The organism is Kribbella sp. NPDC048837 (assembly GCF_055586945.1).
The window spans coordinates 319846-344026 of record NZ_JBVJHF010000008.1 but is presented as its reverse complement, the minus strand read 5'-3'; the positions used below and the strand labels follow the sequence as shown (position 1 = coordinate 344026).

Sequence of the window (24181 nt, the reverse complement as noted above, 5' to 3'; positions counted from 1 at the left end):
GACACCCGAACCCTCTTCGAGTCGTACAGCCCGATGAACTACGGGCTGGACTTCGACACGGGGCTGTCCGACACCTTCAACATGATCTTCAACGGGTATGCCTACATGGTCATGATGTACATCCTGGCGATTACCCGGGCGGCAATCTCCGTCGGCTGGTGGCTGTTCTCCTTCACGGACGTGAAGCCGCTCACTGACGCGACCGCGGCGACGATCGGTGCCACAGGCACCCAGTTGGTCGGATGGTTGTTGCCGTCGGCACTCGCATTCGGCGCCGTGGTGGCCTATACCCAGCGGCGCGCGACGGGAAGTGCGCTCGGGCAGATCGTGTGGGTGCTGGTTGCCGGCGTCCTCAGCATCAGCTTCGCGCTGGCGCCCGCGACGTGGCTCCGTGGTGTTGACGGCGCTCGACAGCTCGGCGCAGGTGCGGTCATGACTGCGTCGTCCGATGCCTTGGGGCCGACAATTCAGAGTCCGATTCCCTGGCCGGAGCCCGGGTTCACCGGCACACCAAAAGACACCTTGTTGAGGAAGTCGGCGGACGCCAGTTGGCGAGGTTTCGCGGTCACTCCGTGGTGCATCGCGGAGTTCGGATCGATCTCGGCGTGCGAGCGTTACGGCAAGGGCATGCTCGACGTCGGGGTGAGTGCGGATGCCAGGAAGGACTACGTCAACAAGGTCATCGTTCCTGCTGAGGGAGGCGACGACGCCCCCACAGTGAAATGGGTGAAAGGGGACAACCCGTTCGGGCGGACTGCCGTCGTCATGTTGGCAGCGATTGCGGCCACGTTGTTCGGCTTCCTGAACATCGCACTCGCCTTCACCGCGCTGATGGCATTCATCGGCGCATTGCTGCTGCTCGTCGTCGGGGTCTTCTTCGCCTGTCTCTGGATCATCCCTGGCCGGCCCCGCCAGTGGGGATTGAACTGGTTCGAGGCTCTGGTAGGCCTTGTGCTGCAGTCGTTCCTGGCGATGCTGGTCTTCGGTACCGCGTTGACGCTGGTGACAGCCGTGTTTACGTTGACCGGTCCGCTGGGCTGGCTTCCGGTGACCGGGCTGGCCATCGTCGTCCTGATCGTCGGCTTCAGGCTCCGGAGGCTGCTCGACAGTCTCACGACGATGATGCGTCCTGGTGCAGGCAGCATCATGCTTGGTGGGCTTGCACGTCGCGGTGCGATGGGTGCCGTCCGAAGGATCATGGGTGCCTTGAGCAGTCGTAGCGCAGCGCCTGCCCCGGCTGAGCGCGGCAGGGATCGGGTTCGGCAGTCTGATCCGAGTCCGCAGCGTGTTTCGTCTGTGCGTGTTTACCGCCAGGCGCCTGTGGTCGGCACTCTGGCTCGAGCGTCCTCAGGGAGTTCGCCGTACGAGCTCACGACCGGTGCGGAACGGCGGCGAGCCGATTCGACGACACCAGGTGGTGGCGGAACAGGTCCGGGCGGCCAGTCGGCATCCGGCGTTGGTGGGAATCTGGCTGCGAACGCGGCCCCGTCCCGCGGCACGTCTGCGCTGAATCTCGCCAGAGCACGCGCGCAGTCCAAGACTGAGGGCCGCCGTACGATCTCCGTCACGACCGCCGGCGTAGCGGCCACCGGAGGATCTTCCGCGAGTTCACGCGGTGTGTCGGCGGAGGCTCAGAAGGCTCGGCATTCTCGGCGGCCTCTTCCGGCGCCGGCCAACGAGGTCAGGTACGAGCCGAGGATTCACACGCACTCCGCGAGTCTTCGGGAAGGGCCTCCGAAGGGGCAACGGATCCGGCGCAAGTCGCCGACCTCGCAGCAGCGGCGGTTCCGCGAGTACTCCGCTGTCACGAAGGACGGCGTGACGGTGCACGTGCCGACGCGCAGGTGATCACGGATGGCCCGAAGAGGACGATCGCCAGAAGACCGCCGGGAAGGCGGAAGCCGGCCCCGCCGGCGCGGCCCGGAGCCTGACCACGCCGACGGACAGGGGTCCGCGGGTCGCGCGCGTCCCGACACGCCTGACGGTTGGCGTGACCTGATGAGCGCGGACTACGACTACCCGGAGGAGATCGACGAGCTCCACGGGCGCGATCGGCGGCGCGCGAAGAAGAACTGGCGGCGTGACGATCACGCGCAGCGCATGGCCTGGCTGCGCAGCCAGCGGCAGGCCGAGCCGACCAGCCCGGCGGTCATCGTGGTGCTCGTCGTGATCCTGGCGATCATCATCCTCGGTCTCGGTGGTGGCCTGCCGCGGCTGCTGGGAGGCAAGAGCGACGACGGAGCACCGATCGGCGTGCTGACTCCGGGGCGCCCCGAAGTCCTTCCGACCGCGCCCTCGAACCCGCCGCCCGCTCAGCCCACCACATCCAGCTCGACCACGGCGCTCACCACCCCGCCGCCGCAGACCCAGCGCCCGTCGGCAGAGTCGACGGCCTTGGCGACCGACGTGGTCGGCGCCTGGGCGCGAGCCTTCTACACGCGCGACCCAACGACGGAGACCTACGCGACCTTGGTAGCGAAGTGCGCCAAGTACATGACGGAAGAGGTGGCGGCGAGCTTCACCTCGGCCGGTGACCCGACGTACGACGCCCTCAAGAACGACGGTGGGACGTCGACGGTCATCGCCGCACCAGTCAGTGCCCCACCGGCCAACGCCGAGGCTCCCGTCGACACCCCGGCCCGGATCACGAGGTTCGTCAAGGTCACGATCAATGTCACCGGTAAGCATGGCCAGCGCTTCGACCTACCCCTGCTCGTCACGCTGGTGAGTCAGAACGACCAATGGCTGGTCAGTGAGGTGTCTGGCGGTACGGGGCCATGACAGTAGGGGACTGCGATGTTCGACGAGCGTGATCTCGGTCGGGGACTGCTGTCGGTCGCGAGCAGAGGCGTGTTCGTCAAGGGTGCGGCCGTCCTGGCGGTCGTCGGGGTCGCGAGTCTGCTGATGCTCGCACCGTTCGGAGGTACGACGCAGCCGCAGGCCGCCTGTCTTCCCGGGGTACCGGGGCAGGCCAACAATCCGAATCCCAGCGGACCGCTGCGTGCCACCCAGATCGCCTTCGCCAAGCTCATCGACCAGGTCGCCGTGCAACGAGGTCTGCCCGGCAAGGCGACACTGATCGCGTTGATGACGGCACTGGTGGAATCGGACCTGCAGAACCTCACGTACGGCGACGCCGACTCGGTCGGCCTCTTCCAGCAACGCCCCGGCGCCGGCTGGGGATCGCGTGAGCAGATCATGGATCCGCACTACGCCGCCGAGGCGTTCTTCGGCGGCGCCCAAGCGCCCAGTCCGCCCGGCCTGGTCGATATCACCGGATGGCCGTCGATGGCTCTCGGCGACGCAGCCCAGGCCGTACAGGTCTCGGCGTTCCCCGACCGCTATGCCCTGCGCGAGCAGGAGGCGCGCCAGATCGCCTCGGCGGCCGGGATCGACCTCACCCGATCCGGCAATCCGTACGCCGGTCGCGCGGGCGCACCCCCTCCGGGCTCGGACGAAGGTGCTCAGCAGCAAGACGACAACTGTGGGCCGAGCGGCGGTCTACAGGACGGCCAGCCGGTCAACGGAGTCTGGCCCGAGCAGCAGGCGACGGTGACCGACCCCAGTGGCACAGGCGGGATGGTCACTCCGCGTACTGCGGCCTGGGTCGCCGAGGCCCGCAAGAATCTCGGCACCCTCAGCATGAGCTGCTGGGACGCACACGTCTGGAACCCCACCAGCGACCATCCCCGGGGCAAAGCCTGCGACGTCATGGTCGGTACGGACGCACGCCGCTCAGCGCCGGCCCGGGCCCGCGGCGACCAGATCGCCAACTGGGCCGTCAAGACCGCCGCACAGACCGGCGTCCACTACGTGATCTGGTACGGCAAGATCTGGTCCGCCCGCCGCGGCACCTGGATCCCCTACAACGGCGGCGGCGTCTACAACCCCACCGACGCCACCGGCGGCCACTTCGACCACGTCCACGTGTCCCTGTACTGATAATGGACGCACCCCACCCGCCCATCCCCAAGGAGCACACCCAATGACCGGCCCCGGCGACCCCAACGACCAGAACGGGTCCCAGGGGCCTCGGCCAGGCCCAACCCAACCCCCCTTCCAACCCCCGTTCCAGGGCCCCCAAGGCGCCATCCCACCACCCCCGAACTGGTCACAGCTGCCCGGCCCCGGCGACCACCAACGCGAGCAACCAGGTCACGCCCGCGCTCTGCCTGAGGCATCGGCGTGGACGGCACTGTTGTCTGCCGTGCCGTGGTTCTTCTGGAGCCTGGTTCTCGTCATCTGGATCGCCGGCGCCATCGGGTTCACCTGGGGATGGATCGTCATCGCGCTCTGGATTCTGTCTGGCGCTCTGATCTTCCTGCCCTCAACCGAGGAATTGCTGGCGAGGTATCTTTTCCGGTTCCGCAAACCCACTCTCGTCGAGCAACAGCGGTTAGGCCCCGTCTGGCAGCAGCTGCTGCGTCGCGCAGACGTTCCGGTCGGCCGATTCTCGCTCTGGATCCAAGAGTCGGACGAGGTCAACGCCACCCCGACGCCTGGCCATACGGTCGCCGTCACGAGATGGGCGCTCTACACCCTTCCTCCGCAGCACCTGGAGGCCGCCCTGGCTCACGAGTTGAGTCATCACCTGGGAGGGCGCGCATGGTTGAGCCTGATCAGCTTCTGGTACTCGATCCCGGCTCGCTGCGGCTTGATCGCAGCACGGGCGGTCGCACGATTGATGCGGCGGGTGCCGGCGCTCGGTTGCATCATCGGAGGTTTCCTCGTCCTCGCCTACGCAGGCATCGCTCTTGCGGCCTTCACCTTCGGCCGCGGCTACATCTGGCCGATCCTCTTCCTGACTCCGTTCATCGCGCCGCCGTTCCTTGCCTGGCTGAACCGCTGGCACGTCAAGGAGGCCGATCGGAAGGTGGCGATGCTGGGGTACGGCGCGACGCTCGTGCAAGTTCTGTACGGCTGGCAGATGCAGCACCAGCAAATGCTGGGTCGGGAGACCAGCCGACGCGCTCAGGTGATGTCCAGCACTCCTTCGCTGATCGACCGCGTCCACACCATCGAACAGGCCGCAGGGATTCCACCTCAGGCTTGGGGCTGACGCTAGTCCTCCACGAAGGTGATCTCCTGTGTGGCCTTCGGGGTCGTGAAGGTCAGGAGGTTTTGGGCTTCTGACTCTATGGCGGACTTGGCTGTTCGGGTGAGTTTGACGAAGGGGGCGATCTCGAGGGTTGCCTGGGTTTTGGTGGATTTGGTTTGTTTCCAGAGGGCTTTGGCTTGGCCGTTGTGGAGGATCGAGCCTTTGGTGAGGACCTCTTGGAGGGTCAGGCGTTGGCGGGTGGGGGTGTCGATCCAGCGGGTGCGGTCGGCGTGGGAGAGGAGGAGGTTGTCGTACTCGGGGAGGAAGCGGACGGGGACCTCGGTGTCTTCGGCGGGGAGCTCGAGGTCGGGGAGGTCGTAGAGGGGGCGGCCGGTCTCGAGGTCGGTGTAGGGGCGGAGGTCGAGGCGGTCGAAGACTTCGCCCAGGCGGGTGAGGCCGGACCAGTTCTGGGCGTCGGCGACCGAGGCGGGGCCGTAGGCGGCGAGGTAGCGCAGGACGAGGGTGTCGACCGAGGGGTTGGGGTCGACGGGGGAGTCGAGCCAGAGGTCGGCGGTGGACATGGCCGGGTTGCCGCCCTTGCCCCAGATGCCGCGCGGCGGGGTCTGGATGGTGGGGAGCAGGCAGCGTACGGCGTGCGCGAGCGCCGCGGCCTCGCGGTCGGGCCAGAGTGGCGCGAGGTGTTCGCGGAGTTGTACGGCGGTCGCCGGGCCCTCGGTCATCCGGTCGATGCCGGCCTGGAGTACGGCGTCGATGTCGAGTCCTTCGAGCCGGTGGCGCCCGTACGTCATGTTCTGGAACACCTCGCGCTCGAGCCGCGGCTGGATCAGCGGGCGGAAGGCGAGGAAGTCGCGGCTCGACATCAGGTGGATCGTTGCCCGCATCATCGAACCGCGGACCACCTCGCGCTCCTCGAGCAGCTTGACGAGCTCGGCGGGCTGGAATCCGTTCAGCCGCGTCCACAACCCGACGTACGGCGCGAGCGGCGACTGGGCCTGCATGCCGACGAGGTGCTCGATCGCCTCGAACGCGGTCGCGTCGTGACGCTCGATCAGCCATTGGCGGTGCAGCGTGGCGCGGTTCAGGGCCTGCAGACTCAACTTCGTCATGGCTGATCCTCTCCTGGGGTGCGGTCCAACGCTAGGAGAGGAAGCGGTCAGATCTGGTCCTCTACCGAGCGAGGTCGGCCACGAAGCTTGTGAAGAGGTCCTGACCGGCGGGCCAGAGGCCGAGGTCGCTGTCGGAGTTCAGGTGGCCGTGGCGGCCGGCATTGATCAGGGGTACCTCCCAGCCGGTAGCCAGGCGCCCGGCGGCCTCGAGCGTGCAGTACGGGTCGTCCTCACTCACGACCAGTACGGCGGGAACGCCCAGGGGAGCGGGCTCGAAGGGCAGGAAGGTGGAGAGCAGCGCGGTCGGGAACGTCGGCCCGAGTGGGTCCGGTGGCGCCACCAGGAAGACGCCGCGCACCGCCGGTGAGGGCAGCCAGTGCGCGGCGGCGAGGCACCCGAGGCTGTGCGCGATCAGGACGACATCACCCTCTGGGGGAGCATCCACAGCGCGGTCGATCGCCGCGGTCCAGTCGTCGCGGTCGGGATGCGTCCAGGACCTCGGGGCAATGCGGGTGGCGCTGGGCAGCCAGTCCGACTCCCAGGCGGACTGCCAGTGGTTCTGGTCGGAGCCATCGAGGCCCGGGACGATGATGAAGCGCATGAGACAGCTCCCAGTGGGTGATGAGTGCTGCCATCATGGGGCCGATCATCGGGACGGTACCGCGCGAGCTGATGGATTGAAGGCAGATGAGCGAACCGAACACGAATCCATTGGACTCGATCGACCGCGAGATCCTAGCGATCCTGCAGGCCGACGGCCGATTGAGCGGCGCCGAGATCGGGCGGAAGGTGAATCTGTCCCAGCCGGCCGTGTCGGCGCGCATCCAGCGGCTCGAGCGGTCCGGGGTCATCACCGGGTACCGGGCCGTGGTCGATCCGGCGCGGGTCGGCCTCAACATCCACGCGGTGGTGCGGGTCCGGACGACGCACGCGCGGATCCCAACCGCGCTTGAACTGTTCGCCGATCTCCCCGAGGTGACCGCGACGTACCGGCTGACGGGCGAGGACTGCTTCCTGCTCGACGTCCACACATCCGACGCAGGCCGGTTGGAGCAGGTGGTGGATGCGATCGGGCGGCTCGGGGTGGTCAGTACGTCGCTCGTACTGCGGGACTACCCGGCTAAGCCTCTCGCGACTGGGTGAAGGTGGCGACGCGGTCGGCGTAGGCGCCACGGGCGGTGGCGTCGGCGGTGAGGCCGCGGTCGTCCCCGGCCAGGCGGCGTCCGAGGGTCATGAGTGACGACGGAGTCAGGCCGTCGAGCACCTTCCACGCGGCCAGCCAGCGCGGTACGGCGATCTCCGGTTGGCGGGTGTGGCAGGTGCGGAGGATGGCGGCGGCCACGTCGGTCGGCTCGACGGTGGGGAGGAGGCCGCCCAGGCGGACGCCGGAGGAGAGTGAGGTGCGGACAGCGCTCGGGAGTACGGCGCTGACCGTGACGCCGGTGCCGTGGAGTTCCCGGCGTACGGCGGCTGTGAGCCCGACGGCGGCGTACTTCGACGCGTTGTAGACCGCCATCCCGGGGAACGGGATCTTGCCGGCCATCGAGGCGAGGTTGACGACGTGCCCGTTGCCCTGGGCAATCATGTGGGGGAGGGCCAGGCGCAGTCCGTGGATCAATCCCCAGACGTTGACGTCGAGGGTGGTGCGGCTGAGTTCGTCGGGTTCGTCGAGGAAACGGCCGAGGGGCATGACGCCGGCGTTGTTCACCAGGATGTCCAGGCGGCCGGTGTCGGCGATCACCTTGTCGACGATCCGAGCGAACGACTCGCGGGAGGTGACGTCGAGCGGCCAAGGCCCCGAGATGCTGCTGTCCTGGGGTGGGGATTCCAACGTGTCGAGGTCGCCTGTGTAGACAGTTGCGCCCGCGGTGGCGAAGGCCTGGGCGGTGGCCAGTCCGATGCCACGGGCTCCACCGGTGATCAGGACAACGCACTGAGAGAGATCCAGAGACTTCATCGCGCCACCTTCAGCGGTGAGGAGATCGTGTAATCCGAGTCATCGAAGCGACCGACGCGAGCTCGGAGGCGACGCGTGGACCACGGCCAGCTGAAACTGTTCCGCCCGTTCACATCGTGGTAGTAACTCGCGCACCCACCGGTCTCATAAACCGTTCCCCGCAAGGCCGTCTGGACCGACGCAACGAACGACGCCTGCACGTCCGGACGTACGTCGAGACTCGACCACCCGCGCGACAGCAGCGCCGACACCGCGCCCAGCACATGATCCAACTGGGCCTCGAGGATCATGAACGCGGACGTGTGACCGGTGCCGAGGTTGGGCCCGAGCAGGTTGAAGAAGTTCGGGAACCCGGCCACCGCCGTACCCAGGTAGGCCTGCGGACTGCCCTGCCAATGATCGGCCAGACTGCGCCCGGCCTCGTCGAAAACGCGCGTCGCCACCGGAAGGTCGAGGATCCTGAACCCGGTGCCGAGGACAACGACATCGGCCTCGACCCGCGTCCCGTCCGCACCGACCACGGTCCGCCCGTCGAGGCCGGCCACCGCCGTGGGATGGACCGAAACGTTGTCCTGGGCAAGCGCCGGATAGTACGTGTTGGACATCAGCAATCGCTTACAACCCAGCGTGTACGACGGCGTCAGGGCTTCCCGCAACGACGCCGACGGCACCGTACGCCGAAGATGCAGCAGCCCGATCTGCTGGACCAACCGCATGATCCACGGATGCCGGAAGCCGAGTCCCAGCGCTTCCATCCCCACGTACTCGAGCCGCCGGAGCAGCCGCTGGGCCGACGGGAGCCGACGGAAGAGCCATCGCTCGGCAGCCGAGACGTAGTGGTCCGGTTTCGGGAGCACCCACTGCGCAGTCCGTTGGAAGAGATGCAACGACTCCACCGCGGGCTGGATCGCCGGCACGAACTGCACCGCCGATGCGCCCGTACCGATCACGGCCACACGCTTGCCGGTCAGGTCCACCGCATGATCCCAGCGCGACGAATGAAAGACCGGCCCGTCGAAGCTCCCGGAAATCGCCGGGATGAGCGGCTCGTGCCACGGGCCCGTCGCCGTGATCAGCACTCGTGCTTCGATCGGGCCGTCGGTGGTCTCAAGAGACCAGAGCTGCCGCACCGGATCCCAGTCCGCCCGCAGCATCTCGACACCACAGCGCAGGTGCGGCAGGACACCATGCCGCCGAGCAGTGTCCGCAAGATAGGTCTGGATCTCCGCCTGGCCGGCAAAGGCCCGGGACCACAACGGATTCGGCGCGAACGAGTACGAGTACAGCGCCGACGGTACGTCGCACGCGCAGCCGGGATACGTGTTGTCCCGCCAGGTACCGCCGAGCGAAGCGCCCTTCTCGAGGACGGCGAAATCGGTGACTCCCGCCTCCAGCAGGCGGATCGCCGCCCCGATCCCCGACGCCCCGGCGCCGACCACCACCACATCCATACGCACCTCCACGCGGTCAGAAACCGACGGTATCCGAATACTACAAGGATGCCAATACCCGAAGCATTAGAGTCGGACCATGCCGAGGATGACGCGCGCCGAGAGCCAGGCCCGGACCCGCGAGACGCTGGTGGCGACCGCGACCGAGCTGTTCCTGCGCGACGGGTACGCCGCCACGAGCCTGGAGAAGGTCGCCGACGAGGCCGGCTACTCCAAGGGCGCGGTCTACTCGAACTTTCGGAACAAGGACGAGCTCTGCCTGTCCGTGGTCGACGCGATCCGCGCCGACCAGGCGCACCGGATGGCGGCCGCCCTGGAAGGCGCCACCACCCTCGAGGCGATGCTGCAGGCGTTCCAGCGCTGGGCGGACGAGACCATCGGCGACGTCGCGTGGACCGTGTTCGAGGTCGAGTTCGCCACACGTGCCCGCCAGGACGACGGCGTACGGCGGGAGCTCGCCGAGCGGAACGCGCAGGTCCGGGACGCCGTCACGACCCTCCTCGAGCAGCACGCGAAGGCGTTCGGCATCACGCTCCCGATGCCGGCCGCCGACTGCGCGACGGCCCTGCTGAGCCTGGGCGTGGGCCTCGGAGTTCAGCGCGCGATCGACCCGGAGGTCGGTGTCGCGGTCCTTCCGAGCGTCATCCGGCTGCTCGCGGGCGGTTGACAGGTTTTCCCTTGCCGCCCCGGAATGACGGGCACTTCTGCTTCCCAGCGACGGCCCAACCGAACTAGGGTCTCGACGGATCGTAGTGGTTGCGTTACGCAACACGGACGTGGGAGGGAACGTATGACGAAACGCCGCAAGGCGGTCGTGGCCGTCACCGCCGGACTGGCCACCATCTCGCTCGGGTTGTCCTTCACCAGCGCCGCGGGGGCCGCGCCGGAGGCAGCAGCAGCCAATCCGGGTGGACTCAAGCTGATCAAGACCAAGACATCGCTGCTCGGCAAGCACTACTGGTACCAGCAGACCTTCAAGGGTCTGCCGGTGATCAACGGGTACTACGCCAAGCACGTGACCAAGGACGGCGGAGTACAGATCGCCGACGGGCGGGACGCCGTACCGGCCAGCCTGGATGTCAGCGCGAAGGTTCCGGCCGCGTCGGCCACCCAGAGCGCGAACGCGGCCGTCACCGCGCGAGCGAACCGGGCCCGGGTCGCCGAGCCGAACAAGAGCATCACGCCCGCGCCGGCCGCGACGAGTGGTGCCGCCCAGCTCGCCGTGATCGGCGGACCGGACGCCCGCCTGGTGTGGACCGTGACCAGCAGGTCGACCGAAGGTGTGAGCCGGTCGCTGGTCGACGCGAAGTCGGGCAGTGTGGTCGAGTCGAAGGTGATCAGCGACAACATCGACGGCAAGGGCTCCGTGTTCGACCCGAACCCGGTGGTCAGCGAGCAGAACGAGCAGCTGACCGACCAGAACGACCAGAACCAGGACGCCCTGTTCCTCGCGCAGAAGAACGTGATCCTGCGCAACCTGGACGGCTCCGGCAGGCTCAACGGCACCTACGTGAACATCAAGGAGGCCAAGGGCGGGCTGGCGGACAGCAAGACCAACACGTTCGTGTACCAGCGCCACAACGACAAGTTCGAGCAGGTGATGGCGTACTACCACGTCAACCAGACGCAGGAGTACATTCACCAGCTCGGCTTCACCGAGGCGAACAACGAGTCCCAGGACTTCTCCATCAACACGTTCGTCGGTGACAACTCGTTCTACGACCCGTCGACGGACCTGATCACGATGGGCGAGGGCGGCGTCGACGACGCCGAGGACGCCGAGGTGATCTGGCACGAGTACGGTCACGCGATCCAGGACGACATCGTGCCGGGCTTCGGCGAGACGCTCGAAGCGGGCTCGATCGGTGAGGGCTTCGGCGACTACTGGGCCGTGACGATGTCGGTGCCGGTCAGCAAGGGCTTCGAGCTGCCGTGCGTGATGGACTGGGACGCGACGTCGTACACGTCCACCGAGCCGCACTGCCTGCGTCGTACCGACACCGGCAAGACCACCGACGACATCGTCGGCGAGGTGCACGACGACGGTGAGATCTGGTCGAACGCGCTGTGGGACATCCACCAGGCGCTCGGCCGGACCAAGGCCAACAAGGTGATCCTCGAGGCGACGTTCTTCTACGACCCGGACACCTCCTTCGCCGCCGCGGCGCAGGACACCGTCCAGGCCGCCCGGCTCCTCTACGGCAAGCCGGCTGCGAACCAGGTCCTGAAGGCCTTCCAGGACCGCAAGATTCTCTAGCCGCGACACCAGGTTGTGCGCCCACGACTACTGTGGGCGCATGACCTGGAGTACGGCGGACATTCCCGACCTGACCGGACGACGGGCGCTCGTCACGGGCGCCACCAGCGGACTCGGCTACGAGACCGCGCTGGAGTTGCTCAGACACGGCGCCGACGTACTGATCGCCGCGCGCAATCCATCGAAGGCCGAGCAGGTATCCCAGGAGCTCGCCCAGGCTTCCGGCCGGGAGCCGGTCGTCGTCGAGCTGGATCTGGCCGACCTGACGAGTGTCGAGAAGGCCGCCGACGAGGTCTCCAAGAGCTACGACAAGCTCGATCTGCTGGTCAACAACGCCGGCGTGATGGCGACGCCGTACCGGCAGACCGCGGACGGGTTCGAGCTGCAGATCGGCACCAATCACCTCGGCCACTTCGCGCTCACCGGGCGACTGCTCAAATTGTTGCTGAAGGCACCGGATCCGCGGGTGGTCACGGTCAGTTCCGCCATGCACAAGACGGTGAACGGGATCAGTCAGGAGGACCTTCGGCGCCCGGCGAGCGGCTACCGCAAGTGGGATGCGTACGGGAAGTCCAAGCTCGCCAACCTCCTCTTCATGTTCGAGCTCGACCGCCGCGCGCGGGCGGCCGGTGTCAACCTGCTGAGCGCGGGCGCCCACCCTGGCTATGCGTCCACCCACCTGCAGGCCGTCGGCCCCGAGCTGGCCGGCCAGCAGTTCATGGCGCGGCTGATGGGCATCGGCAACCGGTTGTTCGCGCAGTCCGCGGCCGCCGGCGCCTGGCCGAGCCTCTACGCCGCGACCAAGCCCGATCTGGCGCCCGGCTCGTACGTCGGGCCAAGCTTCTTCGAGTACCGCGGCGCACCGAAGCTCGTGCATCCCACCCGGACGGCGCAGGATCCGGAGCTGGCCAAGCGCCTGTGGGAGTGGTCGGCCGAGGCGACCGGCATCGATCCGACACTCACTGTGCCGAGGTAGTGACACAGCGGTAGCTTTGTGGTTACCCTCCGGTAATTCCCAAGCCGGAGGTCATGCCGTGCGCAGACTCGCAGCCGCCCTCGCTGTCACTCTCACCCTGGTCACGGTCGGCTCCCGTGCGGAAGCCGACCAGGCCGCGCCCGGCTTCAGTACGTCGTACGAGCGCATCCCCGGCGCCGACGGGATCACGCTCGGCGCCGTGGTCCTGACGCCGACCGGTCAGGGCGACGGACCGTTCCCGCTCGTCGTGATGCCGTCGAGCTGGGGCGTGCCGAACGTCGAGTACGTCGGTCAGGGCACGAAGCTGGCGACCGCCGGGTTCAGGTGATCTCGTACTCGAGCCGCGGCTTCTGGGACTCCGGCGGCGGTATCGACATCGCCGGCCCGCCGACCGTGGCCGACGTCGGCAAGGTGATCGACTGGGCCGCCGAGCACACCCCGGCCGACACGAGCCGGGTCGCCGCGGTCGGGATCTCGTACGGCGCCGGTACGTCGCTGCTCGCGAGCGCGCGAGATCCAAGGATCAAGGCGGTCGGCGCGATGAGCGGGTGGGCCGATCTGATCGGGTCGCTCGATCCCAACCGGACCGTCGCTCTGCAGTCCGTCGCCGGGCTGCTTGCCCTAGGCAACATTACCGGCCGGCCCGGGCCGGAGATGGCGTCGCTGCAGACCAAGTTCGTCACGGGTGACTTCGACGGTGCGATCGCCGAAGCCGAGCAACTGTCACCGCAACGGTCGGCCGCGACGGTGGTCGACCAGATCAACGCGAGGAAGCCGGCCGTCTTCCTCGCGAACGCCTTCGAGGACTCGATCTTCCCGCCTTCGCAGTACACGGACTTCTTCACTGCGCTCACCGGTCCGAAGCGGCTGCTGCTCGCGCACGGCGACCACGCCACGCCGGAGGTGACCGGTGCGATCGGCCTGCCCAACGAGACCTGGGACGAGCTCGTCGCCTGGCTGCGGCACTACCTGACCGGCGTGGACAACGGCGCCGACACGGAGGCGCCGGTCCAGCTCAAGTCGCAGCGTGGCGTCTGGCGCGGTTACTCCAACTGGGCCGCGGTCGGCCGGCCGCGTACGTCGTACTTGACCAGGCCGGCCGGGTTGACGCGGACCGGCAGCCTCCAAGCGCAGTCGTCGACCGGCTGGACGAGCGGGATCGCTGCCGGCGTACCGACCATCGCGGACAGTGGGGTGGCGCTGGTTTCCGGTGCGCTGCAAGGGCTGCTGTCGATTCCGACCGGGGTCGTCACGCCGTTGGTGGACCGGTCGTTCGCCGGCGTATGGTCCGGCCCGGTCTACACCAGTGGCGCCGTCGTCAACGGGACGCCGAAGCTCCATGTCACCGTGAAGCCGTCGGGTCCGAACACCTCGCTGTTCGTCTACCTGTACGACGTCGACGCACTCGGAGTCGGCTCGTTGATCTCGCACAAACCGCTCACGCTTCGAGGCGCGACGCCCGGCAAGGCGCTCCCGATCGACCTCAGACTCGAGGCAACCAGCTGGGAGGTCCCCGCCGGCCACCACCTGGTCCTCGCGATCGACACCGTAGATCCGCGCTACCTCGGCCGCAGCGTCATCGGCACCTCGGTGACCTTCAGCTCACCAACCGCCGACCCATCCTGGCTCAGCATCCCGGTGGCGGCGTAGCCCGTCGACCAGGTGCATGTGGACGACTCCGGTCCGTAGTCGGTTTCGGGATGCGAATTCGTCGCAAACCCCCGATCCTGGTAACTACTGCCGACCAGCGGAGGTGACAGTGACAATGGCTGCTCCGAGTCACGCCCTCGCACCTCACGCGGTGAGCAGGTTCCGGCCACCCCGCTTCGGTCTCGGCGGCTCGCATCTCGGCGAGTCACCGGGCCCGGACGGCGACGCGGCCGCGGTCGCCACCGTGGATGCGGCGTACCAGGCCGGCATCCGGTTCTTCGACACCTCGCCGGCGTACGGCGACTCCGAACGACGACTGGGGATCGCGTTGCAGCGGCGGCCCCGGGGGGAGTTCCTGGTGTCCACGAAGGTGGTCGGCGACGACGCGCGTACGTCGGTGCGAGCGAGCAGCGAGCGGCTCGGGCTTGCTGTGGATCTGGTGCTCGCCGAGGACGAAGCGACGTACCCGGCACTCGACGAGATGCGGCGCGACGGTGTGATCAAGGCGATCGGGGCCGCGGCGGGGGACTGGCGGCAGCTCGATCGGCTGGTGCGCGACGTGGAGCTGGACTGCGTGCTGCTCGCCGGGCAGTACTCGTTGCTCGACCGGTCCGCGGCGCCGCTGCTGGATCGTTGCCTCGCGCGTGGAGTGTCGGTGATCGTGTCCGGCGTGCTGACGCCGCAGGTGCTGCAGACGGAGAAGTCCAGCGACCCGACAACGATCCAGGCGCGCCGGATCTCCGCCGTGTGCGAGCGGTACGGCGTCTCCCTGCCACAGGCCGCGTTGGCCTTTCCCAGCAGGCATTCCGCGGTCACCTCGGTGCTGATCGCCGCATCGAGTCCGGCCGAGATCCGGGCCGACGCGGCACTGGTCCGGCAACCGGTGCCGGACCGGTTGTGGCGGGATGACGACTTGGTGCGTTTGCTATCGTGAAAGCAGGATCTCGCGCTCTGCGGATCCCTGGACGAGTGGCGTCGTACCCGGTCCGACAAGACGACGCCCGGCCCCCGGAGGGGCACTCCGATGCATGCACTCGATGTTCTCGAGATCGCCGGCGCCGTCACGATCCTGATCGCCTTCGCGGCGACCCAGGCCGGTCGGCTTCGTCAGCGCACGCTGACCTATCAGCTGCTGAACCTCATCGGGTCCGGCGTTCTCGCGGCGATCGCCGCGGCCGGGTCGTCGTGGGGATTCCTGCTGCTCGAAGGCAGCTGGGCGATCATCAGCCTGATCGGCCTACTCAGCCTCACTCGCGGGTCTGATCCTGCGACCGACGCACGCTAGAACTTGTCGCCCGGGTCCCCGGGCGTGCCGCCGGAGCTGGGGATGCCGGTCGGGATCCCGGTGCTCGGGATCGTGGTCGGCGTCAGGCTCGGCGACGGGCCGGTCGTCGGCGTCCCGCCGGTGCCCGGCGGCGGGGTCGTCGGGGTGACCGTCACCGTCACGGTGCCGGTCGGGGTCGGGATCACCGGCTCCGGCTCCAGCGGCTCGGCATGCCGGAACAGCAGCCAGGCGAGGAACACCGCCAGCGCCATGATCAGCGCCATCGTCAGCAGCGCCAGGACCAGCGCCCACCGCGACGCCGGGCGCAGCGCGTTCGGCCACGGCAGCGGCCAGATCCGGAACAGGCCGGGCCTGCGCCGGCCCTCCCAGTAGTGCCGGAAGTCGGGACCGCGTAACCGGCCGACGTGCGGGACCCGGTCCATCAGGACCGCGGACAGCACCTCTTCACCGCGCCGCTCGGCCATCAGCCGCTCGTCGGACCAGGCGCTCGACCCGTCGTCCTCCCGGATCGGCCCGAGCGCCGCCCACAACGCCAGGTCGTCGTCGTCCGCGTCGTTGTGCGCCAGTACGGCGTCGTCCGGCAGCTCGTCGACGGCGTTCACGAACCGCTCCCGGGCGGCCGCGTCGTCCGCGGACCCCTCGGTCATCATCGCGACCACCGCGTCGCGGCCGGTCTCGTCACTGGCCGTGTACAGGTACCCGGCCGCGTTCGCCCCGAGCCGCCCGCGCAGCCAGAACTCGCCGACCCGCGGCGGATCCTCCGGCTGCAGCGGGAGCGGCTCCGGAATCACTCGCGCAGGCGCGCCGTCCGGCCCCTCGGCCGGGCGCACCTCGGTGTGTGATTCCGTCGCGGTCATCACCCCCAATCCCACCACATGCCTGGTAGCACTGTCGCCACACACCTGCCTCGGCCGCGTCCGGGGTGTGCGGATTTGCCCGGGTGGGGAGGATGGGGACGGGTCTGGTGGGCCGTGCGCCCGGGGGACCCGGGGATCTGATGGAATGACCGGTGTTGCGTGAAGTGGGGAATGACAAGGTCCGAACGCGGACCCCGGAAGGACAGGCATGACCGAAACCACTGCGCCGGCTGGATCGGTGGCCCAGCAGTCCCGTCTGATCGGCGAGGCCATCAGCGAGGTCAAGCGGGTGATCGTCGGCCAGGAGCACATGGTCGAGACCTTGATGGTCTCGCTGCTGGCCAAGGGTCATTGCCTGCTCGAAGGTGTTCCCGGCGTCGCGAAGACGCTGGCGGTGCGGACCTTCGCCTCGGTGGTCGGCGGCACGTTCGCCCGGATCCAGTTCACCCCTGACCTGGTCCCGTCCGACATCGTCGGCACCCGGATCTACCGGCAGACCCGGGAGACGTTCGACATCGAGCTCGGCCCGACGTTCGTGAACTTCGTCCTGGCCGACGAGGTGAACCGGGCCCCGGCCAAGGTGCAGTCGGCGATGCTCGAGCTGATGGCCGAGCGGCAGGTGTCGATCGGCGGCCAGACCTTCCCGATGCCGAAGCCGTTCATCGTGATCGCCACCCAGAACCCGATCGAGTCCGAGGGCGTCTACCCGCTGCCGGAGGCGCAGCGGGACCGGTTCCTGGTGAAGATCGACGTACCGCACCCGCGCGGGCACGAGGAGTTCGAGATCCTCCGCCGGATGAGCGTCGACCCGCCGGAGCCGCGGCAGGTGCTCAAGCCGGAGACGATCCTCGAGCTGCAGCGGTCCGCCGAGCAGGTCTTCGTCCACAACCTGGTCGCGGAGTACGCCGTCCGCCTGGTGATGGCCACCCGGACGCCGTCCGACTTCCACCTGCCCGACCTCGAGCCGATCATCGAGCTCGGCGTCAGCCCGCGGGCCACCCTCGGCCTGATCGCGGCCGGCCGGGCGCTCGCGCTGATCCACGGCCGGGACTACCTGCTGCCGAGCGACGTCCAGACGGTCGCGCTCGACGTGATGGGCCACCGGCTCGGCCTGACCTTCGACGCCGTCGCGGACAACATCGACCCGCGCGCCGTGATCGAGCGCATCCTGGCCACCGTCCCGCCGCCGCAGCCGGTGTGGCGCGACGGCGCCGACGGCACCGGCCGCCCGGAGTTCGTGTAGTGGCAAATCGCCCTGACCCACGAGCTGCGATGACGATCTCGCAGCTCGCACCCGAGCGCGCGCTGCGGCGGCTCGAGCTGACCGTCGTGCGGCGGCTCGAGGGGTATCTGCACGGGGAGCACCTGGGCCTGCTGCCCGGTCCGGGCACCGAGCTGGCCGAGGCCCGCGAGTACCAGGTCGGCGACGACGTACGGCGGATGGACTGGGCGGTCACCGCGCGGACCACGGTGCCGCACGTCCGGGACCTGATCGCGGACCGTGAGCTCGAGACCTGGGCGCTGGTCGACCTGTCCGGCTCGATGGACTTCGGTACGTCGCAGTTGGAGAAGCGGGAGCTGGCCGTGGCGGCCGTCGCCACCGTCGGGTTCCTGACGCACCGCCTGGGCGACCGGTTCGGTGGGTTGATGCTGCGTGACTCGGCGCTGCGCCGCTGGCCGGCCCGGTCCGGACGGCTCGCACTCTACGGTCTCCTCCGGGCGCTGCTGGCCGAGCAGTTCAGCGGTGAGGAGGAGGCGCGCCGCAGCGACCTGGCCGCCGCGCTGGAGTCGATGGCCCGGACGCAGCGCAAGCGCGGACTCCGGGTGATCGTGTCCGACTTCCTCACCCCCGAGGACGGCGAGGTGGACAGCCGGCTGGAGCCGTCCTGGGAGCGGGCGATGCGCAAGCTCACCGCTCAGCACCAGGTCCTCGCGGTGGAGGTCGTCGACCCGCGCGAGCTGGAGCTGCCCAACATCGGCGTCGTCACGATCGGTGACCCCGAGACCGGCCAGGTCAGGGAGATCGACACCCGGCGGCGCAAGATCCGGGAGGCGTTCGGGGTGGCCGCGCTCGCGCAGCGGGAACGAACCCGGGCCGCCCTGCGTAGGGTAGGTGCGGGGCACCTCGTGTTGCGGACCGACCGTGACTGGGTCGCCGACACGGTGCGGTTCGTCCTCGCCTACCGGCGGGTGGCGCCCCGCCTGCACCAACCGCCGAAGGGAGTGGCTCGCTGATGGAGTTCCTGTCTCCGGCCAGGTTGTGGTTCCTGCTCCTCATCCCGGTCGTCGTCGCGGCGTACATCTACCTGCAGCACCGCCGGGCGCAGTACGCGCTCCGCTTCACCAACATCGCGCTGCTCGACCGGGTCGCGCCGCGCCGGCCGCAGTGGCGGCGGCACCTGGCCGTCACGCTGGCGCTGCTGGCCGCACTGACCTGCATCGTGGCGTTCGCGCAGCCGAAGGACGAGGTCAAGGTGCCGCGCGAACGGGCCACCATCGTGGTCGCGATCGACGTGTCGCTGTCGATGATGGCCACCGACATCGAGCCGAACCGGCTGGAAGCGGCGAAGGAATCGGCCAAGGAGTTCATCAACCAGCTGCCGGCCAAGTTCAACGTCGCCCTGGTCAACTTCGCCGGTACGGCGTCCATCATCGTGCCGCCGACCACCGACCGGGCCACCGTGCTGCGCTCGGTCGACGGGCTCGAGCTGGCCGAGTCGACCGCGACCGGTGAGGGCATCTTCACCTCGCTGCAGGCCCTCACCCAGGTTCCGCCGGACCCCGCGCACCCGAACGACCCGGCACCGGCCCGGATCGTGCTGCTGTCCGACGGCAAGCGGACCGTCGGCCGGACCGCGCAGGAGGGCGCCCAGGCGGCGAAGGCGAAGAACACGCCGATCTACACGATCTGCTTCGGCACCGACTCCGGCTTCATCGAGATGGACGGCATCCGCCAGCGGGTCCCACCGGACCGCGCCGAGCTGCGCAGCATCGCCGAGACCACCGGCGGCGAGGCGTACACGGCGGAGTCCGCGGGCGAGCTGAAGGACGTGTACAAGGACATCGGCTCCTCGGTCGGCTACGACAAGGTCGACAAGGAAGTCACCTCACGGTTCGCCGGCATCGCGATGCTCTTCACGCTGGCCGCGGCCGGCGCCTGCATCGCGCTCGCAACCCGCTTCCCGTAGGCCGCTCCCGCTTCCCGGAGAACTCGTTGCCGCCGGCAAGCAGACGCCAGCCGGCTACGCCGTCGCCGTGGTCACGGACCCCGCCCGCCTGGAAACGACACCTGACCGTGCGTGTCGGTTACTGGGGACGTCCCGACGTCTCCATCCGACCGGGAGGGCTACCCTCTACGCACCGCAGACGTTAAGGACGACCAGGTGACCGACCTCTCCAAACGGCAGGTGACGCTCGACGAAGTCGCCGAGCGGGCCGGCGTGTCCCGGTCGGCGGCGTCCCGGGTGATCAACAACGCCCCGCACGTCAGCAAGGCCAAGCGGGAGGCCGTCCAGCGGGCCGTCGCCGACCTCGGATACGTGCCGAACGCAACGGCTCGCGCGTTGGCGACCCAGCAGGTGGGCGCCGTCGTACTCGCGATCTCCAGCGACAACCCGCGGGTGTTCGCGGACCCGTTCTTCGCCGAGGTCGTGGTCGGCGTCAGCTCGGTGCTCGAGGACACCGAGCTGGAGCTGATGCTGATGCTGGCGACCTCGACCCGCGGGCAGACCCGGCTCGAGCAGTTGCTCCGGACCCGCCAGGCCGACGGGGTCATGCTGATGTCGATGCACGGTGACGATCCGCTGGCCCAGCTGGCGGAGAAGGCCGACGTACCGGTCGTGTTCGGGGGATGCCCGGTCGACTTCGAGCCGCGGTACTACGTCGACGCGGACAACCGTGGTGGGGCGCGGCTGGCGACCGAGCACCTGGTCGCGGCCGGCCGGACCCGGATCGCCGCGATCACCGGCCGGATGGACGAGGGCGCCGGCACTGCCCGCTACAAGGGCTTCCAGGAGGCGCTCGCGGTCGCCGGCCTGGACGCGAGCCGTGTCGTCCACGGCGACTTCTCCGAAGACGGTGGAGGTTGTGCGATGAGGGCGCTTCTGGCCGAGCACCCGGATCTCGACGCCGTCTTCGTCGCCTCGGACCAGATGGCGATCGGTGCCCTCCAGGTCTTGGCCGAGGCGGGCAAGTCGGTTCCCGGTGATGTCGCCATCGTCGGCTTCAACGACATCTCCACCGCCCGGCACACCAATCCGCCGCTGACCACGATCAGCCAGCCGATCCAGTCGCTCGGCCGCGAGATGGCCCGGATGCTCCTCGCGCTCCTCGCCGGCGAGACCCCGACCCCGCTGATCCTGCCGACCCGCCTGGTCCAGCGCTCCTCCGTCTGATCCAGAGCTGCTGCGTTTGATCCGGCCCGCTCCGTCTGATCCGCGCTGATCCGGATCGCGACACGACGGTGATGTAGTTGACACGGCGAGGTTGCTGGTGTTGGTGGGGGCGGTGGTGCAAGATGTACGCAGTGTTCCGTGGGGTGTGGTTGTGCCCGGTGGGATGCTGGTACTGCCGGGATCGACGCGGTTGTTCGAGAACGCTGGGGAAGGCGCCCCTCGAGCACAGGAGGTCCCGGTGGCGACGACTCGTGGCGTTCTCTACGTCCACACGGTGCCGTCAGCGTTGTGCCCGCATGTCGAGTGGGCCGCGGGCGGCATCCTTGGCGTGCCCGTGAAACTGGACTGGACGCCGCAGCCCGCGGCCCAGGGCCAGTACCGGGCCGAGCTGTCGTGGCAGGCCGAGGCCGGCACGGCGGCCAAGCTGGCGTCGGCCCTGCGCGGCTGGCAGAAGCTCCGGTTCGAGGTGACCGAGGAGCCGAGCAACGGCGTCGAAGGCGAGCGGTACTCCTTCACTCCCGAGCTGGGGATCTTCCACGCGACCACCGGCATCCACGGCGACATCATGGTGCCGGAGGAGCGGCTGAAGGCGGCGATGCTGAAGGCCGCCAGCGGCGAGGCCGACCTGACCGAGGAGGTCGAACGCTTGCTGGGCCGGCCGTGGGACGACGAGCTGGAGCCGTTCCGGTACGCCGGTGACGGCGCGCCGGTGCGCTGGCTCCATCAAGTCGTCTGAACGGTTCCTGAGAACTTCAGAAGAAAGCCGTGAAGGGCAGGACATCCCCGAACTTTTCGATGAGACTGAGCATCAGACATCTCACCTGGGTGGGAGGGGCCGTGGCCGCTGGGCCACCGGGTGTCGGGACACCCCCGGTTGTCGCAAACAGCGGCCGCACCACGTGAAGGGCGCGGACCTCAGGGTCCGCGCCCTTCGTGCGTCGTGACCAAAACGCCGCTGACGTGGACGGATACCCGACCTATGGTGGGTCGATGGAGTGGATCCTCGTGGTCTTGGCGGGTGGCGGGGCGTTGGTCGGGGCCGGGCGGCAGGTGCTGGTCCGGCGGACCGCGCGGAAGGTCGACTCGGCGGAGCTGGCTCAGATCGAGCGGCTGGCCGGGGAAGACGTGACCGAGTTCGGGGAGGAGCTGACCCGGCTGGGGGAGCGGGTGCGGGCCGACGAGTTGGACGCGGACGGGCGGCTCGACTATCAGCGCGCGCTCGCGGCGTACGAGGCGGCGCAGCAGGCTGTGGACAAACTCCGGTCGGCGGACGACGTCAGTACGATCACCGACACGCTCGCCACCGGGCGGTACGCGATCCTCTGCGTGCTCGCGCGGAGTGCCGGTCAGCCGGTGCCGGAACGCCGGGTGCCGTGCTTCTTCAACCCGCAGCACGGACCCTCGACGGCGGACGTGGTCTGGAACCAGCCGAAGCACGGGACCCGCAAGATCGCGGTCTGCGCACAGGACGCGGCGCGGCTGCGGGACGGCGAGGAGCCCGAGGTCCGGATGGTTGTCATCGGCAACCGCCGGGTGCCGTACTGGGAAGCCGGCAAGGCGGTTCAGCCCTACAGCTCGGGCTACTTCGCGCAGGGCGGCGGAGCCCAGTACGTCACCGAGGCCACCATCCGCGGCCCCGTGTTCCGGATGGGTGACACCGGTGCCGCCGGTGGGATCAGCGACCTCGGCGGCCCGGGCCTCTAGCCTTCGTTACAGCGGGATGTTGCCGTGGTAGCCGCGGATCTGGCCGGTTGACTCGGCTTTGGCGAGCGCGGTGGCCAGGGCCGAGCGGGTGCGGGTCGGATCGACGACCTCGTCGACGACGCCGATCTCTCGCGCGCGCTCGATGCCGCCGGCGATCTTCTCGTGCTCGGCGGCGAGCTCCGCCTCGACCTGCGGACGCAGCTCGGGATGGACCTCCGCGAGCTTGCGGCGGTGCAGGACCCGGACGGCGGCGACCGCGCCCATCACCGCGACCTCGGCCCGCGGCCACGCGAATACCCGGGTCGCACCCAGCGACCGCGCGTTCATCGCGATGTACGCACCGCCGTACGTCTTCCGCGTCACCAACGTCACCCGCGGTACCACGGCTTCCGCGAACGCGTGCAGCAGCTTCGCACCCCGCCGTACGACGCCGTCCCACTCCTGACCGACACCCGGCAGATACCCCGGTACGTCGACCAGCACGACCAGCGGAACCCCGAACGCATCGCACATCCGGACGAACCGGGACGCCTTCTCCGCCGACAACGCGTCCAGGCAACCACCGAGCCGGAGCGGGTTGTTGGCGATCACGCCGACCGTCCGCCCGCCCAGCCGGCCAAGGGTGGTGACGATGTTCGGCGCCCACCGCTGGTGCAGTTCGACGGAGGAGTCCTCGTCGAGCACCCCTCCGACCAGCGGATGGACGTCGTACGCACGCTTGGCCGACTCCGGCAGGAACCCGGACAGGTCGGTGTCGGCCACGTCGGTCGACACCGTGCCCTGGTTCGCGAGCAGGTCCGCGAGCCGGCGCGCCTGCGCGATCGCGGCGGCCTCGGAGTCCGTGGTGATATGGACGACGCCGGAGCGCCGGCCGTGCGGCTCGGGACCGCCGAGCCGGAGCATGTCGACGTCCTCACCGGTGACCGAGCGGACCACGTCCGGACCGGTCACGAAGATCCGGCCCTCCGGCCCGAGGATGACGATGTCGGTCAGCGCCGGACCGTACGCAGCGCCGCCCGCGGCCGGGCCGAGGACGACAGAGATCTGCGGGATCTTGCCCGACGCCTGCGTCATCGCGTAGAAGATCTTGCCGACCGCGTGCAGGCTGAGCACGCCCTCGGCCAGCCGCGCTCCACCGGAGTGCCAGAGGCCGATGATCGGCACCTGCTCCTCGCGCGCGACCTGGTACGCCGTCACGACGACGTCGCATCCCTCGTCGCCCATCGCGCCACCCATCACGGTGGCGTCGGAGCAGAACGCGACGACCTTCGCCCCCGCGACGGTCCCGCGCGCCGCGACCATCCCGGACAGGTTGTCCGGGGTGATCAGCTCCAGGCTGCCCGGGTCGAGCAGGTTCGTCAGCCGGGTGACCGGGTTCCGCGGGTCCTGCTCGCGGGGCAGCTTGGCGGGTTTCTGCGGTGCGGGTGCTGCGGGGGCCGTGGTCATGGCGTCCTCCGGGGGGAGACGGAAACTGCGGGGGTGCTG

24 protein-coding genes and 1 riboswitch are annotated in these 24181 nt (G+C 69.0%); of the genes, 18 read left to right on the top strand and 6 right to left on the bottom strand.

Annotated features, from left to right (window positions below):
* Nucleotides 1–33: 33 nt before the first annotated feature.
* From ACZ6O0_RS33885 to ACZ6O0_RS33870, 4 genes are all read left to right on the top strand, one after another.
* On the top strand, nt 34–1848 hold the full coding sequence (locus ACZ6O0_RS33885; protein WP_465769105.1) for a hypothetical protein: 1815 nt from the start codon (nt 34–36) through the stop codon (nt 1846–1848).
* A 150-nt stretch (nt 1849–1998) separates the two neighbouring features.
* Nucleotides 1999–2781: a hypothetical protein gene (locus ACZ6O0_RS33880; RefSeq protein WP_465769104.1), complete on the top strand. Its 783-nt coding sequence runs from the start codon at nt 1999–2001 to the stop codon at nt 2779–2781.
* A gap of 15 nt (nt 2782–2796) precedes the next feature.
* Complete coding sequence (locus ACZ6O0_RS33875) at nt 2797–3942, top strand: VldE C-terminal domain-containing protein (protein ID WP_465769103.1); 1146 nt, start codon at nt 2797–2799, stop codon at nt 3940–3942.
* Nucleotides 3943–4207: 265 nt separating this feature from the next.
* On the top strand, nt 4208–5059 hold the full coding sequence (locus ACZ6O0_RS33870; RefSeq protein ID WP_465769102.1) for a M48 family metalloprotease: 852 nt from the start codon (nt 4208–4210) through the stop codon (nt 5057–5059).
* Between the two features lie 2 nt (nt 5060–5061).
* On the opposite strand, the gene ACZ6O0_RS33865 is transcribed toward ACZ6O0_RS33870, so the two are convergent.
* Nucleotides 5062–6165, bottom strand: a complete 1104-nt coding sequence (locus ACZ6O0_RS33865) for a winged helix DNA-binding domain-containing protein (RefSeq protein WP_465769101.1) — start codon at nt 6163–6165, stop codon at nt 5062–5064.
* A 61-nt stretch (nt 6166–6226) separates the two neighbouring features.
* Complete coding sequence (locus ACZ6O0_RS33860) at nt 6227–6766, bottom strand: RBBP9/YdeN family alpha/beta hydrolase (RefSeq protein WP_465769100.1); 540 nt, start codon at nt 6764–6766, stop codon at nt 6227–6229.
* Nucleotides 6767–6852: 86 nt separating this feature from the next.
* Here ACZ6O0_RS33860 and ACZ6O0_RS33855 point away from each other — a divergent pair, with 86 nt between their 5' ends.
* Nucleotides 6853–7308 carry an Lrp/AsnC family transcriptional regulator gene (locus ACZ6O0_RS33855; protein WP_465769099.1) on the top strand — a complete coding sequence of 152 codons (456 nt, stop codon included), beginning with the start codon at nt 6853–6855 and terminating at the stop codon, nt 7306–7308.
* Here the strand turns inward: ACZ6O0_RS33855 and ACZ6O0_RS33850 are convergent.
* Nucleotides 7286–8122 (bottom strand): SDR family oxidoreductase, encoded by an 837-nt coding sequence (locus tag ACZ6O0_RS33850; protein WP_465769098.1) that lies wholly within the window; start codon nt 8120–8122, stop codon nt 7286–7288. The genes ACZ6O0_RS33855 and ACZ6O0_RS33850 overlap by 23 nt on opposite strands.
* The gene (locus tag ACZ6O0_RS33845; RefSeq protein ID WP_465769097.1) at nt 8119–9573 is read right to left on the bottom strand and encodes a flavin-containing monooxygenase; all 1455 of its coding nucleotides are present in this window, start codon (nt 9571–9573) and stop codon (nt 8119–8121) included. Before ACZ6O0_RS33845 ends, ACZ6O0_RS33850 begins: the two co-directional genes overlap by 4 nt.
* A 79-nt stretch (nt 9574–9652) precedes the next feature.
* On the opposite strand from ACZ6O0_RS33845, the gene ACZ6O0_RS33840 reads away from it, so the two are divergent.
* The 7 genes from ACZ6O0_RS33840 (at nt 9653) to ACZ6O0_RS33810 (ending at nt 15741) form a co-directional block, all read left to right on the top strand.
* On the top strand, nt 9653–10240 hold the full coding sequence (locus tag ACZ6O0_RS33840; RefSeq protein ID WP_465769096.1) for a TetR/AcrR family transcriptional regulator: 588 nt from the start codon (nt 9653–9655) through the stop codon (nt 10238–10240).
* A 123-nt stretch (nt 10241–10363) separates the two neighbouring features.
* Entirely contained in the window at nt 10364–11830 is a 1467-nt protein-coding gene (locus tag ACZ6O0_RS33835) for a M36 family metallopeptidase (protein WP_465769095.1), read from the top strand.
* A gap of 40 nt (nt 11831–11870) precedes the next feature.
* On the top strand, nt 11871–12806 hold the full coding sequence (locus tag ACZ6O0_RS33830; RefSeq protein WP_465769094.1) for an oxidoreductase: 936 nt from the start codon (nt 11871–11873) through the stop codon (nt 12804–12806).
* A 58-nt stretch (nt 12807–12864) separates the two neighbouring features.
* Nucleotides 12865–13134, top strand: coding sequence for a hypothetical protein (locus ACZ6O0_RS33825; protein WP_465769093.1), 270 nt, complete (start codon nt 12865–12867; stop codon nt 13132–13134).
* Nucleotides 13131–14456 carry a CocE/NonD family hydrolase gene (locus ACZ6O0_RS33820; RefSeq protein WP_465769092.1) on the top strand — a complete coding sequence of 442 codons (1326 nt, stop codon included), beginning with the start codon at nt 13131–13133 and terminating at the stop codon, nt 14454–14456. The genes ACZ6O0_RS33825 and ACZ6O0_RS33820 overlap by 4 nt, the downstream gene beginning before the upstream one ends.
* Nucleotides 14457–14571: 115 nt before the next feature.
* A complete protein-coding gene (locus ACZ6O0_RS33815) occupies nt 14572–15390 on the top strand; it encodes an aldo/keto reductase (RefSeq protein ID WP_465769091.1) in 819 nt (272 codons plus the stop codon).
* Between the two features lie 5 nt (nt 15391–15395).
* Nucleotides 15396–15460, top strand: a riboswitch (guanidine-III (ykkC-III) riboswitch).
* A 20-nt stretch (nt 15461–15480) separates the two neighbouring features.
* Complete coding sequence (locus tag ACZ6O0_RS33810; protein WP_465769090.1) at nt 15481–15741, top strand: CBU_0592 family membrane protein; 261 nt, start codon at nt 15481–15483, stop codon at nt 15739–15741.
* On the opposite strand, the gene ACZ6O0_RS33805 is transcribed toward ACZ6O0_RS33810, so the two are convergent.
* On the bottom strand, nt 15738–16598 hold the full coding sequence (locus ACZ6O0_RS33805; protein WP_465769089.1) for a hypothetical protein: 861 nt from the start codon (nt 16596–16598) through the stop codon (nt 15738–15740). The two genes, ACZ6O0_RS33810 and ACZ6O0_RS33805, sit on opposite strands and share 4 nt — an antisense overlap.
* 208 nt (nt 16599–16806) lie before the next feature.
* On the opposite strand from ACZ6O0_RS33805, the gene ACZ6O0_RS33800 reads away from it, so the two are divergent.
* The 6 genes from ACZ6O0_RS33800 (at nt 16807) to ACZ6O0_RS33775 (ending at nt 22696) form a co-directional block, all read left to right on the top strand.
* A complete protein-coding gene (locus ACZ6O0_RS33800; protein WP_465769088.1) occupies nt 16807–17841 on the top strand; it encodes an AAA family ATPase in 1035 nt (344 codons plus the stop codon).
* Nucleotides 17842–17870: 29 nt separating this feature from the next.
* Nucleotides 17871–18833: a DUF58 domain-containing protein gene (locus ACZ6O0_RS33795; RefSeq protein ID WP_465769087.1), complete on the top strand. Its 963-nt coding sequence runs from the start codon at nt 17871–17873 to the stop codon at nt 18831–18833.
* The gene (locus tag ACZ6O0_RS33790) at nt 18833–19786 is read left to right on the top strand and encodes a VWA domain-containing protein (protein WP_465769086.1); all 954 of its coding nucleotides are present in this window, start codon (nt 18833–18835) and stop codon (nt 19784–19786) included. Before ACZ6O0_RS33795 ends, ACZ6O0_RS33790 begins: the two co-directional genes overlap by 1 nt.
* A gap of 195 nt (nt 19787–19981) precedes the next feature.
* A complete protein-coding gene (locus ACZ6O0_RS33785) occupies nt 19982–20992 on the top strand; it encodes a LacI family DNA-binding transcriptional regulator (protein ID WP_465769085.1) in 1011 nt (336 codons plus the stop codon).
* A gap of 238 nt (nt 20993–21230) precedes the next feature.
* Nucleotides 21231–21728, top strand: a complete 498-nt coding sequence (locus ACZ6O0_RS33780; RefSeq protein WP_465769084.1) for a DUF3145 domain-containing protein — start codon at nt 21231–21233, stop codon at nt 21726–21728.
* A 254-nt stretch (nt 21729–21982) separates the two neighbouring features.
* Nucleotides 21983–22696, top strand: coding sequence for a hypothetical protein (locus tag ACZ6O0_RS33775; protein ID WP_465769083.1), 714 nt, complete (start codon nt 21983–21985; stop codon nt 22694–22696).
* Nucleotides 22697–22702: 6 nt separating this feature from the next.
* Here ACZ6O0_RS33775 and ACZ6O0_RS33770 read toward each other — a convergent pair whose 3' ends face one another.
* Nucleotides 22703–24142, bottom strand: a complete 1440-nt coding sequence (locus tag ACZ6O0_RS33770; RefSeq protein ID WP_465769082.1) for a carboxyl transferase domain-containing protein — start codon at nt 24140–24142, stop codon at nt 22703–22705.
* Between the last annotated feature and the right edge of the window lie 39 nt (nt 24143–24181).